The sequence below is a fragment of the Shewanella sp. 0m-8 genome, from assembly GCF_052977265.1.
Genome location: NZ_JBRIMB010000001.1, coordinates 231,857 through 245,309 on the forward strand (window position 1 = coordinate 231,857; position 13,453 = coordinate 245,309).

Here is a 13,453-nt window from a genome sequence, read left to right on the forward strand (position 1 = left end):
CTATAACGCTGCGATAAAATGGAGTGATATGGAAATCAGGCAAGCAACTCAAAATGATTTAGCGAAGCTCTTCACCTACTTAAATGATCATTTGTCAGATAATGGTGACGGTGATACTCATCTTTTCCAGCCGATGTCTAAAGCAGAATCAACGTTAAATGAAGCAATGAAGGCACGTTTTACTGCTGGCATTAACACGCAAATGTACCACCCAGGTTGGCGACGTCTTTGGCTCGCATTCGATGAAAACAAAAAGATAGTAGGGCACATCGATATTCGAGGTCATGCAGAAAACCATACACAACATAGAGTATTACTGGGTATGGGAGTCGATCGTTCAGTTCGTAAACAGGGGATCGGCAAGCAATTAATCAAAAAAATGCTAGAGTGGGTTGCTGATAACACTGGTATTGAGTTTATCGATCTTTGGGTTCTTTCTAATAATGTCTCCGCACAAAAACTGTATATCAGCACTGGGTTTGAGAAATGTGGCGAGATAAAAGACATGTTTAAAATAGACGGTAAGTCTCTATCTTATACTCTTATGTCTCGAGCAACTGTTATAGCTCATGGCTAGTAAAAATAGAGCAGGGAACAGGCCAATATCTCGTGTTATCTTGTGTTATTGAAGAGGAATGAGCAACGCCAAGCTCTCAATACAAGCATCAATAAATTCTAGCCGAGCAGGGCGCGATGATGACTGATTTCAGTCTAAAAAAAAGCATTAACAGTTTTTGTTGGCTGCTTAGCTTATTTAGTTAAAATCAAACCATTAACACTTCAATTAAACCTTCTATTTAGCCGGACAAGAGTAGGGCGTGGACACGATAATTGCAGCTCGTAACTGCTCGAAATGACGTTAATTTAACGCTTGACGCTTATTTGTAAGCTGCTGATTATAAGTGGTAATTATTTGATTGGCGCAGTGATAATGCCTCAGAATCATCTTAAATTACCATCCTAACTTGCTCAGTTTTAGCAACACACCAACTCTGTATCTAATCCAATTGCTAACCACATTGTTAACCACAAAATCTAAGTTGGCTTTATATAAGCTGGCATTGTGCTGTGATTTAAACTGTAAATTCAACTGGGATTTCTGATATCAGTTAATGCCGATAAGTGACATTATCGGCATTTGCCTTAAAAGGGGATTTTGGGGTTATATCTCTATATATCCTTAAAGTTCTTATCTGTCTGTTTAATGCTTTAACTCTTTACTTCACTGTCTATCGCTTGCCAGGTATGGCGTCACTCTATCAGATAAAGGTAATGACTAATGTTGGGCTATCCGTACTATGTTCGTTTTTTGGCATGACGCTGCGTTCGCGGGCGTTCTGATTACCGATTTTTTACTATTTAGTTTGAGCTAGTTTAGTTCGAGCTAGTTTAGTTTGAGTTACTTAAGTTGGAGTTAGCCTGCAGCTAATCTCAAGTCTACTCAAACCTTATCTGAACCCTGAAACTAACTAAGTATTAGCCTTAACAAGATTTGGCGAGATTTAGCCAAGGTTAGCTAGGTTTAGACAAAACGGTTCCAATTAAGACTCTCCAGTTTACGGCATTGTGAGTTATGACATTGCTATGATTAAGCTAGATATGACTTAGCGGGATTAACGCTTGTTTGGTACTGTGCTGATAACTAGCTGTGCTAGACAAAGCTAGTATTAGAACCGCAGTTTCAGAACTGGACTTAATCTAAGGCTAAGATTTAGCTAAACTGGTTATTGGTATCTAGCTAGTTATAGTCAATCAGTTTTAGTGAAAATCATACGGCGCGCTGTGTGGCTGCTTTAAAGTTTTGCCTAGCTCAGCTCGCCAGATTTCACGTAGCGCACGATAATAAATGGCGGTTTTTAGAGTATTTTCAATCTGCTGCGAGCTTTCTGGGTTTCTAGCTATAGGACTAAGACGCAGCATTTTGTTCAAGTGTTCAGTGCAAAGCGCTTAGATTAAGTGCTTAGGCTAAGTACCAAATCAAACGCATCGTGGCACATAGTAAGTGCAAATATAATCTGCTTAGCTGTTTACTGAGTCTGCGTGATTGAGTTTGTGTATCAGCTTTTGAGTATGAGGTATTAATTTAGTATTTAGAGCTTGGGATATTAACGGCATTTGAGAATGCTGGTTGATAACCTGAAGCCTTAACCAAATGAAGCCTTAACCAAGTTCAGTTCAAGTATTGTTTTAGCCAAGTGAAATAGAAAGCTATAACTTAAAACAGCAAAGTCCCAATACATAAACCAAGTGATGTAAATGTCAGGCTGCAGGCATACAGCTTGTATGAAACTAGAGAACACGAACGTACATAGTAAAGTATTGCCTTAGGTGTCAGCATAGAATCACTGTAGAAGCTCATTTGAGCTAAACATTCAGGTCTAACCCCATCTTGATAGCTCTTACATGGGTATGCGCACAATGTATATTATGTTAAATAGGGTTTATGAAGAGATACCTTTTCTGATGTCTTTGTGTTATTCGTACTTTAACTCTGGATTGATCCAGTTAAAGGTGTTTGTTCTTTTCCCCATACTTCTATAGACCTATAAGCAAGTATTCCGAATCAGGTTTAAAAAACGAAACTATAACTCTGGATCAACTATGGTCATGGTGCTATCAGGTTTCTTCTGAATCTAAATCAAAAAAGTTAATTTTACCTAGATGAACAGCATCTGATTAATGTCTTTAGCTAAGCTATACCTATTACTTCTTAATCTCGACTCTTAGCTATAGGTGAATTAACTGAGTTCGTGGTTAATGGCACTCATCGACGCGACTGAACTTGCATAGCTTCAACCTGGACAGGCAGGTTAAATGCTAACGAAGAACGCTGTAGTATCAATCCGCTAACCCACCTATAGTAAGAGCTGAAATGTCATTTACCGCGATTTATTCGCGTGCGCTACGGAAATCCAACTGGCTAAACAAGCTAAAGTTGTTTTAGTTCTGAGTCAGTTTTTGGTTATTTATATTAGCTACAGCATGACTTATTAAATAAACAGCCAGATTACGTTTAAATTGTTTGTTAACTAAGGTTTTAATCTTAATGCTCTAATCTAGAGCATTTTATCTACCAGTTAATGTCAGGGAGAGCACTATTGCGGATATTACTGATTATGCCATCATTTTTAGAAGGGTATTTTTCAAGCGCCCTATTCTCTTCATATTAGTTTGGCCAATTACTACATCGTAAACATATTCAAAAATGGAGGCTTACCAGTGGAGAATAGGAGCAAAGGTTTACTAAAGATAAGCAGAAATGACTTAGAGCGATAACCCTATGCGTTATAAATGAACCGTCCTGTACGGAACCCATGCAGGCTGGTCTGTGAGCGGGAGGCTAGAGACCTCCGCCTACCCGACTAAGTGAGTGTGCCAACCACTTGTTTAGCAACGTTATTATTTTGGGTCATTGCCTCAAAAAGCTTTTGATATAACATTATGTGCAATGTTGTATATTCTAGAGGTGTCTTCAGATGACTTTCCATGTAGAAAGATAACATCTGGCTAAACCTTTCAATCATATCATTTGAACTTCTCAGCTCTCTTTCCGCCAACTCTAGTTTCTCTATTCGTTGAATGGGCAAATCCATAAACAAGTTATAATCATAACGCCATGGATTTTGCTCCTTTTCCCCATCCCATAAAGTAAGATATCCAGAATCTTTTATTATCTTAGAAATTTGCTGATCAAATTTGGCGTTTTTGAACATATAATGAGACAAATCAGTTAATGTTTGAATATCTTCATCTGTGATTTTTCTTGCGCTCTCAAGAATATGATTCGTAATATTGGCTTGCTTTTCCAATGGACTCTGGCTTTGTGCAAATTCGATATCAGCATCACTGGCAACTCGTACTGCTTCGTAAACAATGGATAATTTGGTGCATTCCTCGATCTCTTTCGGCATACAAAACTCTGGATTATCGACAAGTTGAACGCCAACAAAATTATATGCTTGAGCAACAAGTTTAGAGCAATATTGCCTGTTATCTCCAACTGAAATGTTTGCTTATATCTTTGAATTAAGTGCCCCCTTAATTGAGTATCCCTTGCCGACTTGGAGTCGAGCAAAAGAACATGCTTCTTTCGCTTTTACTGCGTCACTTAGCCGAAGTAGTCTGACATTACTGGAAGACTCAAACATTAGCCTTTGAATATTATCTGAGTGAACCCCACCTCTATCGGAATGTATGTAACTTCCATGCCCAACATAAAGAATTGCATGAGAAAATGAGCCTTTAGTGTGTTTTTTGATAAACCGACTCAACTTCTCATCATCACCTGTGAGAATAATATCTCCTTCTTTTAAAATTTCCATATTCAATAAATACATAAAACCTCCTTACTCACCAAAGCCCCAATCAGAGGCAATAAAATAGTTGGTTAAAATTAGCGACGCAGGAGCAAAAACCTACTATTTTCAGTCCTGCTGAATTAGCTTGCTAGCTTGCGCATTAACACTAAATATCAGACGACTTCTAACAAATTAATTGTATCGTTAATTAATACACTATCTATTAAAGCTGTCTCGGATAAAAATGAATGCTTGGTTTTGCTATCGCCAATGCAAATCAATTTTGTGGCTGAAGAAAAATATTCACTTTTAATGGTTTCAATATTAAAAAGAGGGTTAGACGATGTTTCATCTCCTTTGTATTCAGCGACAGAAAAAACAACTTGACCACTGGATTTGGTTTCTTGAGAAAGGAATTTAAAAATATTACTTCTACTCTCTGTATCAATATCCTCTTTAAAAATTGCATCTAGAAGAAATGGAAAACTATGAAGGCTCGTGTTTTTCATAACCATTTCATAGAACGAAAAGTTATACGCCATTAACAACTGATGTAACTCTACGCCTTGGTACGGGAAAGAATTTAAAGAATATAACTCCTGATATTTAGTTTCTTTTGGTAACTGAACACCTAATGCTAAGATTTTACGCTTGAATATAGCCAGAAAATCTCTTTCCTTAGCTCTTCTCAAAGAGTCTATATCAAAACCATTTCCTAACTCTTCTATTTCTTCATTTATCCTATCAATTCTTTTTTTACATGTTCCTTTCTTAATTGCAATATTTTTTAACACTCTTAAGTTTGCATTATGATCCAGCCACGAATCAAATGTAATATTATCTGACTTTAAGCGTCGTAAAAGCCCATAATCTTCTTCTACCTTTGTTCTCAAATAAGTTACACGTTGTTCGACAGAGTTTAGCTTGGTCGCATTATTTTTAATTTTTTCTTTTACTATGTCTTTTTCTTTAAAGGCATCATTGATATCTTGGCTGTATTTATAAAACTCTTTCAGATCACCCGGTAAATTTTGGTCACATGTGGGACAATGATCAATTTTTGGCTTTTGATTTTTTATGTTCGATATTATTTGAGTTAATACCCTCTGCCTCCCCCTCAACATACTCATTTTATTACATAGCTTAGTATGTTCGGCTTCTTTTTCTGATAATTCTTTGCTTAAACCTTGATAGCCTTCAAGGTAGTTATCTGCCTCACCTTTAAAACGCTCATCAAGTAATTTTGATATTTTCAACTCTTCATTTTTAACTTCATAAGAATCAAGTTGTTTTAATTCAAAATTTAATTCTTTACGTTCTTTCTCTAGGTTGTATTTAATAATTCTTTTGTGGTCATTTTTAATGCCGCAATAGTAATCTAAATAGTCAAACTTGAAGTCTTTATAAAACCTATAATCACCTATTGACTCGCGTATATATACCCACCCTACAGATTGGGATATATAATAAGGTAATAGTGCGGCCTCTAATGGCGCACCTATTAATTCAGTTTGCTTTTGTAAAACCAAATCAAAACCTATTAGTTTTGACAAAAGCTCTTTGTATCTAATGTACTCATACGAGTTATTACTGTTAATTCCGTCAAACCTAACAGGGGGTTCATTTCCTTTTTGTAAAACTAACGTATCATTAGAACGTACAAATACAAGATTACAAATTTCTTCAGGTTTCTCTAGTACACAGTCAAGCCGAAAAAAAACATCATCACCGTTAATATCATTCAAATTGTCTTTCGAGTCATTTATCCCCATCGAATAAATAATTGATTGAATAAGAGTGCTTTTCCCCGAAGTATTTCGACCATGAACAATATTTACTGAATCACTAAACTCTGTATGAAAGCCTTTCTCACCATTAGGAGAATAAACCAATAAACTTTTTAAAATTAACTTAGGCATACATCCCTCTTGTTTCTACATATGCTGCAATTACGGCGAATGAAACCATGTAGCTTTCTAATCTAGGTTGGAATTGTTTTTGATAACAGTGATATAAATCCACAATACAATCCGCTTCATTAGTGTGTTTGTCATCAATATCAGTTCTAGTTTCAACAAATTTGTAAATTTTACGATATTCTATTTGTTGAATATCTTTAAAGTAATCAAAACAATTTTCTAGCAACTCTTTTGCTCTTCGTTGTATTGGTAGTTTCAATTCGAGTTCACTAGAAATTTGTTCTGAGTATTGCCTCCAAAAATCAAAAGATTTTTTACCTTCAGTAATCATATTGAAAGTTTCATTTATTTTTTCTTTGGTTACTCTTTTACTTGAGTCAGATAAAAGAACTTTATTATCATTATTATACGTTTGCTCAGCATCTTCCAATAACCGCATTAAAGTAGAAATGACGGCCTCATGGTCATTTACCTTTTGACCAAAGTGCTCCATGGATAAACCTTTGAGCTCTCTTTGCCAGCTCTGGTAGCTTTGAGCAAAATCAATATATTGAAAATGTACGTTCTCTAATTGAGTGATTTCAAGTATTGACTGGCAAATCCTTGGTTCAATATTTTCTTTAATTTTGTCTGTTAAATCAGAGTATTTTTTGCGTCTATTGGAAACTTGAACTTTAACTTTATCTTGTTTTACGCCTTTTTCGTGCTTACTTGTTAAGAATACATTTCGATTAGTAAGAAAGTTTAACGTGTGTTTATAATCACTAGATTTTTCATGAGGATCATTGAGAAGCTCCTTGCCTACCGCCGTCATTTTCCCAATTATTTCACAAAGATCACTGTCTGTTCTCCAGTCATCTCTTGATTTTTTTGCTTGATATGTATCGATTTTGTTTAAATGACGGTTTTCATCTAAAAATGCAAATAGAAAGTCTTCATGGTGCTCCAAACAAATAAAGTAATTTTTTAAGTTGATTGTTTCATAACTATCAAGCAATAGAAAAACAACACAGCAGCGCTGAAATGAATACCCAGTGCCGCCCTCGACACCTGAATTACTACTTACCATAATTTTCTTCCATGCATATTGTTATAATTCGTCATTTGTTCAAACCCAGCGCAAGCAAGTTAACGCCAAATTAAGTAGTGCGCAACGCTACAACCTAGCCTAAGCCATTTCGGCGTAACCACTTAAGCTGACAAGCGCCAATCGCTGCAAATCGGCTTGAATTTCTTGTAAGTGTGTCACAGACGCTCTGGCCAAAATTGTTCAATTTCCGCTTCAATGGAATTTATAACGAATTCCAAAGCTGCAAAAAATGACTCGTTTAAAGTGGGCGTACTATATATCTGACTATCAAAGTGTGATTTATTTCTTCTGTCTTTAAGATGTTCCAGGCCTGTCAGCTGTAATTCAGAAATAGACGCAACGTCGGAATAACCATGTTTTAACAAACGACCACCATTCATAGTTAAGTCGATAAAGTTGATGCCCTTATACCCAGAAAGCTCTGATACATGGATTTTCTCTCTTTTTTGCCGCTTCGAGAGCTCTCTGCTCCCATCAATTTGGTGAATAATATACCCACGCTTAAGGAGGGTTGAACACATATAGTTCTCAAATGCAGCTAACAATAATAAGTCATCTCCTATCCCATCATAGAGTGTCTTCCTAGCTTCAAGTGCTTCTCCTAGTTCCTTTATTCGAAGAGTATGATCTAGCGTATTGTTTAAAAAAGAAAGCCTACTAAATTCCTCATTGGCATACTTTAACTCATCTAATTTCCCATAAACTGATGTCTTTTTGAGAATTTGAAATGAGTACCAAAGAGAGCCTTTTGATGCAGAGTTTAATACATCTGTATTTTGCTCCATATATGCACACTGTATATCCCTATGACTTGGCATGATTCCTCCTTTTCTGGTTGCACAAATACTAAGACGTTAGTGCGCACTCGCTTATATTTGGCAAAACGCGCATGCGCATTTAATAATGCTTATTATTTAAGCCTTACTAAAGTAAAGCCATTGATTTATAAGCACTCTAGCAGAACGGTACAAAATAAACGAGCACGAAAAATTGCAAAGTGAGCATTGATATTGATGTCTTATCGAAAGTAATCAGTAGTAGTGATTTATCGATTAGTAAAAGTAGGGCTACTGGCTTGTTACTTATCGGTACTACTTAGCGCTAGTAACGCATAATGGGGCAAAACCTTCTTAGAGTATTGAGTCTAGTAAAAGTACCTTAGTTTATTTGAAGCCCTAAATTACTACGACCCTTTATCCTGCAAAATACAATAGTTGACCCCGAAGGGGCTGTGTAACGTACAAACGATTAGTTAGCTGTCAATCATAAGCGCCGGCCAAAAGGCCGGGTTTATTAAATAATCGATATCACCTTTCTTTTTAATTATTCCGGATACAAGCTTCATACTATAATTGAAGTTGTAGATATATTTTGGTTCATCATCAATCACCAACCCAAGAAATCCGTACCAAAGTAACAATTCAAAAATCTTGTCAATGAAGCGTTCCTCAACCCCAAAGCCAATTAAAGTCGAATATATTTGATCTTTCTTAATCGTTGACGCACTTCCAATAAATGCATAAAGAATATCATCAACACTATTCTCCACATCATTAATTTCATAGCCAATGTCAGCTAAAAGGTCTGTTGAGTACGCGGCAAGTCCCTTATCAATATCTTCCTTTTGAACACATTCATGATTCAAGTTGATGGCAAAGCTTTTGCACTGACTTATAAGGTTTAGTAAAAACCTTGGCCTCATCAGGGATCGATCAATAAGATACTGTGAACTTTCCTCTCCATTAAAATGACTGACACATATCTTTGGCCACAACGCCTCGAAAGTGCTATCTCCATCTATCTCATTCGAGACGATTCTTAATCGTATTAACTCTCTCAATAGGTCAGGGTCGGTCCAATCAAGCAGAACACTTCCTTCCTTCCCTCTATCCGAGGTTTCTTTGACTAAAAGCTCATAAACATCATTTCGCAAAAATACGATAGTATTAACTTCAATGTTTACTCTTCCAAACTGTCGCTCAATTTTCTTTGTGGCATCAATTAATGCTCTAATTATCAATAAATCTTCTTTTTCAAGACCTGATGTAGGCCATCCTTTGTCAATATTATCAAACAGTAACCAACAAGTTTCTTTGTGACTCATGTAATCGATAACTTGATTGGTCAAGCTCTTAACATCGTGACAATATAGCATCTCAGTAAGATTGGATGCAGACAGCCTAACCTGTGTCTCATCACCGTATTTGGACCTATATTCTGTAGTAATCTTCTCCATAAGAGAACTCATCCTCTCAGAGAAATCACCCTCAGTCACATAATCATCCGCATGGTATAAGTCTGCCAAAGCCCGATAAGGTTCATATAACGTATGATCGCGTTTATGCTGTTCCCTATCTTTTTCCAATATTTTATAGCATATTTCCAAGAGAAGAACGTACTCCCAAAAAGCCATAATTGTATGCTGAAAAGTACCTTCCTCAAGAAATGATAAAATTAACTCTTTAAACTTTATTAACTTGTATCCATCAGGTTTTAGGTCTAAAACAACGTTGCCTTTTTTGTTCCTTTCCCTATCACGAACCTGTAGGAAAATCGCGGACTTTCCAGCCCCTTTCCGACCAACGACTATGTTCGCCTCCCCTCTAAGAGACTTCAAAAATTGATCTGTCTTTAGATAATAATTATGAAGAGAGCGCATTTCGTTTTCAGCAGATGTAGACCCAAGATCAAGAGATTGGAGAAAAGTATCATCAGTTGTAGAAATAATTTTCGTGTCTTGTTGAAATGCTTCGGCTACACGGCTAGCAAAATCGGCAATATACTCATTAATATCGTCAGGATGATAAGAGCAGCAAACAAAATCTCTATAATCCAGCGGCACTGGATCCTCTTCATGCTGAAGAATGCAAAGAGCTTTCCCCATACCATCCGCAAGACCAGCTATGAATGAACCTCGCATATTGTGAACTTCTGAACCTACAGAGTTTTTTGATAAAAGAGGAACAACAACACCATGAGACTCTGAAACTTGATTAATTGCATCACTTGCTGAGAGCCGAGGCTGTTCGTTTGGATCAAAAGATCTAAATAAGTATCGGGCCTTTTTAATTCTAGAAACTATCCGAGTAGCCCAATCAGTCTTATGTAATCCTTCCAATAGGTACACTGGTGATTTGATATTAATTTTATTGGATATTCTTAAAGGACTTACGTTGGTAGCACTCTTGATAAAATCACATAGCTCATTCGAGTTCTGATAGTCTTTATAACCTAATGTATCGAAAATACCGACATCTCGAATACTAGGGTGGTTTTCTCGAATGCTTTTGTTTTTAGTCAAAAGAACTCTTTTACCACGGCCAATAGCATAAGCAATTTCATAAGTAACATTAAAGTTTAATACTGATATATCAGCGACAAGAAAATCACTAGCGTCAATCCCTTCCAACACTTTTTCAGATATGAAATGACCTGGAATATCTAGTGCTTTCCATGTTTCTATATTTATAGATGCATCAATATTTGCTGCCGTAACTGCTTGCTCAATTGTTTGACCTATCGCAGCAGGAGAAGAGGCATAAGCATAGAACCCTAATATTTCAGTAGCCACTGACATTTCCTTTATTAATGTTTGATGTTTCTAGCAAAAAAGCTGTACGTCATTGTGATGTCAGTACATTTATTCTTCAATACTAATACAGAAATAACTCATTACCAATAGCTTAAGAGCTATTCTTTGCGGGTAGTTCTAGACATTATGCAGAGTAAAAAACCAGGAAGGGCTGGCTCATAATAATTGGCTGTATTCTTTATAAATAACAAAGATGGGATAGGCATATTTTCTTCCAACTTTGAGCAAGAGCCTCTCTTGTTCAGATTAGCTTTTCTATAGACAAAGCTTTACTCGTCCTATTTACCTTTTGAACTTGGGGCATAAACGTGTCAGCTGCCCCCTCTGACACGTACCCGGGCAAAATCACGTCACCTCATCCTGTTAAATTAGCTAGCGCTGAATTACCTTGAGCATGGAGAAGCTAAAAGCATTACATTGGAACTTCGAATCCCAATCTTGAGCTGAGAACGCCAAGCGTTAGGATTCACAGCTACGATTCAATGCCTTTTACTTTATGTCGTGTTCTCTCGTTCTTCAGAGGATGAAATTATAGAGTCGACAGTCATTCGCATTAGCATCCATCTAGTAGATTGGAGCCTCAGAATAAACTGCATTGATAATTAATAGGCATGAGCTACTTCATTTCTTAAGTTTGGCCCTATTGAATTCGTAAATAAAGCTTTCAACTCACAAAGATGATTTTTGCCAAACTCCTCAAAAAAATCAGGTATATCTAAAAGTGTGCTTAATCTTTTTCACCCTCTATGCCATTCTTATCCAAGTGAGTTATATGAGCCCCTGCGTTCTTAAGCTGTTCTCATACAATGTTTTCTGAGGAGCGATAATGTGAATAGCAGTTCAAAACTCACGCTCAAGCTTTTGTCCCCTAGTTACTGACAAACTCTTACTGCGTTACTAATGAATGATGCCTATTTTCTTTATCCCATTTCACTTTACCTTGGTATAACGTCGAAGACCGCACTCACTTGCCCAGTTTGTTTTATGACACCCAGAAAATATGACGCAATGTCGTGTTCTGTGTCGTGGCCAAGTCGAAATGCTTTAATTAGACTGGCTTTAATACGTCACCTATGGAGTTCTATATGAGTAAACTTGTCAAATTAGATGGAAGCATCGTAAAAAGATTGCGGGAAAAGTGCCGGTTAACTCAAGAAGAACTAGCTGAAAAAAGTAAAATGTCCAACAGACATATCCAACGTATCGAAGATGTTGATAATAATGGGCAGACTAAGCTGGAAAACGCTGAGTCGATAGCAATAGCACTTGGTGTATCACTGGACACTCTATCGTATTCCCCAGCATCTAAACGCCAAGCGTGGCTTGTTATTCAACAAGGCTTACCCCTGGATTTACGTAATGAAATTGACTCGGTGCTTCGTGAAATTAAGCTGTCTGCTATGCCTTTTGAGAGCCTATCAAGAAGCTCAACAACTTTGTATGTACAAAGTAAAACCTTGCCCTGGTCTGTAACTATTGAACACCACTTTGATGGTGGTGGCGAGATGACTTGGGAGTTTCGCCCCGTTCACTTTGATGAAGATATGGGATTGCTATGGACTGAACCAGACCTTTTAGATGAGATGTTTTGGGAAATCGATGTAGAACAGTTGTGCTACGAAACGGCTTATGACGTAATAATTGACGGGAAGTCTGTGGTGCCAGATAACCTCTCCGCACTATATCGGATAGAGTTTTTCCATCTAAATGCAGATGCTCAACGAGTATATGATGGTTATCAATTGATACAAGATGACTCAGACCTCGCAATCTCGCTCGGTATTTGGTTATCTGAACGTAAGGCTAAGGTGCACGCCTCTCTTAGCTCTTCGGTACCAGGTGCAGTGTTAATTGAATCCGGAGTGCAGGATAATATCAGCTTAGTAATTTCTCGGGTTTGGCAAGATGATAAAAATCAGTTCCAGCGTGCACCGTGGACGTATAAGCATCGTGAAGAAATTGAAACATCAATCAACCAACGTAAACTCGATAAGCAAGGCCCTGTACACGTTACTTACTCGTCTCCTATGCGGTACGACAAAACTATTACACCTATGATCCCAGCACTAAATGAACTTAATATCTATCAAACGAGAAACTAACTAATGAATCAAATTCAATGCGCAAGTTGCTACTGCACACTGTACTTCACGGGTGAAGATGGACCGAGTGGAGTTACAGGTGAATTATGCGGTGACTGTGATCATCAAGTAAACAATTCAAATTTTACAGACTCAAATAATTATACTGACCTAGATTAGAGTACAGGTTGGCGTTATCAATAGTGATAAACACCAACTCAATAGTCCAACTACTAAGTTAGTCATTCCTATAACCCTGCCTACACTAATATCCATATTGAGTTTATCTAAACTATATTCAGGCTGAGGAATTAGCCTGAATGTTTTAGAAATTATGGCTACCAAGGATATTTCACAACCATTCCGCACGTATAGATAACGAAGCTACTTTCGACATTTAATAGGGGGTGTTGGATTTAAGTTTGGCTGTTAAACCATGTTTGCCTTATCACCTTAGGCAATATAACAATGAT

The 13,453-nt window shown here is 37.0% G+C and carries 8 protein-coding genes and 1 pseudogene; 2 read left to right on the top strand and 7 right to left on the bottom strand.

The annotated features are described in order from the left end of the window. Positions 1 to 28: 28 nt before the first annotated feature. Complete coding sequence (locus ACVBIO_RS01045; RefSeq protein ID WP_447171792.1) at positions 29 to 577, top strand: GNAT family N-acetyltransferase; 549 nt, start codon at positions 29 to 31, stop codon at positions 575 to 577. Between the two features lie 2,785 nt (positions 578 to 3,362). Here ACVBIO_RS01045 and ACVBIO_RS01050 read toward each other — a convergent pair. From ACVBIO_RS01050 to ACVBIO_RS01080, 7 genes and pseudogenes are all read right to left on the bottom strand, one after another. Further along, complete coding sequence (locus tag ACVBIO_RS01050) at positions 3,363 to 3,911, bottom strand: hypothetical protein (protein ID WP_447171793.1); 549 nt, start codon at positions 3,909 to 3,911, stop codon at positions 3,363 to 3,365. Positions 3,912 to 4,013: 102 nt separating this feature from the next. Next, a complete protein-coding gene (locus ACVBIO_RS01055; RefSeq protein ID WP_447171794.1) occupies positions 4,014 to 4,337 on the bottom strand; it encodes a hypothetical protein in 324 nt (107 codons plus the stop codon). A 134-nt stretch (positions 4,338 to 4,471) separates the two neighbouring features. After that, entirely contained in the window at positions 4,472 to 6,217 is a 1,746-nt protein-coding gene (locus ACVBIO_RS01060; protein ID WP_447171795.1) for a hypothetical protein, read from the bottom strand. Then, positions 6,210 to 7,286, bottom strand: a complete 1,077-nt coding sequence (locus ACVBIO_RS01065) for a hypothetical protein (protein ID WP_447171796.1) — start codon at positions 7,284 to 7,286, stop codon at positions 6,210 to 6,212. Before ACVBIO_RS01065 ends, ACVBIO_RS01060 begins: the two co-directional genes overlap by 8 nt. A gap of 176 nt (positions 7,287 to 7,462) precedes the next feature. Next, positions 7,463 to 8,125, bottom strand: coding sequence for a hypothetical protein (locus ACVBIO_RS01070; RefSeq protein ID WP_447171797.1), 663 nt, complete (start codon positions 8,123 to 8,125; stop codon positions 7,463 to 7,465). A 434-nt stretch (positions 8,126 to 8,559) separates the two neighbouring features. Beyond that, positions 8,560 to 10,878, bottom strand: coding sequence for a P-loop ATPase, Sll1717 family (locus tag ACVBIO_RS01075; protein WP_447171798.1), 2,319 nt, complete (start codon positions 10,876 to 10,878; stop codon positions 8,560 to 8,562). A gap of 623 nt (positions 10,879 to 11,501) precedes the next feature. Then, positions 11,502 to 11,618 (bottom strand): annotated as a pseudogene (locus ACVBIO_RS01080) (DUF4209 domain-containing protein); the annotation flags it as partial. 366 nt (positions 11,619 to 11,984) lie between these two features. Between ACVBIO_RS01080 and ACVBIO_RS01085 the strand changes: the two are divergent. Next, positions 11,985 to 13,001: a helix-turn-helix domain-containing protein gene (locus ACVBIO_RS01085; RefSeq protein WP_447171799.1), complete on the top strand. Its 1,017-nt coding sequence runs from the start codon at positions 11,985 to 11,987 to the stop codon at positions 12,999 to 13,001. Positions 13,002 to 13,453 lie beyond the last annotated feature (452 nt).

Bases quoted from the DNA above. Each gene is read 5' to 3' on its own strand.
- ACVBIO_RS01055 (WP_447171794.1), bottom strand. From the start codon at position 4,337: ATGTATTTATTGAATATGGAAATTTTAAAAGAAGGAGATATTATTCTC.
- ACVBIO_RS01065 (WP_447171796.1), bottom strand. From the start codon at position 7,286: ATGGTAAGTAGTAATTCAGGTGTCGAGGGCGGCACTGGGTATTCATTT.
- ACVBIO_RS01085 (WP_447171799.1), top strand. From the start codon at position 11,985: ATGAGTAAACTTGTCAAATTAGATGGAAGCATCGTAAAAAGATTGCGG.
- ACVBIO_RS01045 (WP_447171792.1), top strand. From the start codon at position 29: ATGGAAATCAGGCAAGCAACTCAAAATGATTTAGCGAAGCTCTTCACC.
- ACVBIO_RS01050 (WP_447171793.1), bottom strand. From the start codon at position 3,911: ATGCCGAAAGAGATCGAGGAATGCACCAAATTATCCATTGTTTACGAA.
- ACVBIO_RS01060 (WP_447171795.1), bottom strand. From the start codon at position 6,217: ATGCCTAAGTTAATTTTAAAAAGTTTATTGGTTTATTCTCCTAATGGT.
- ACVBIO_RS01070 (WP_447171797.1), bottom strand. From the start codon at position 8,125: ATGCCAAGTCATAGGGATATACAGTGTGCATATATGGAGCAAAATACA.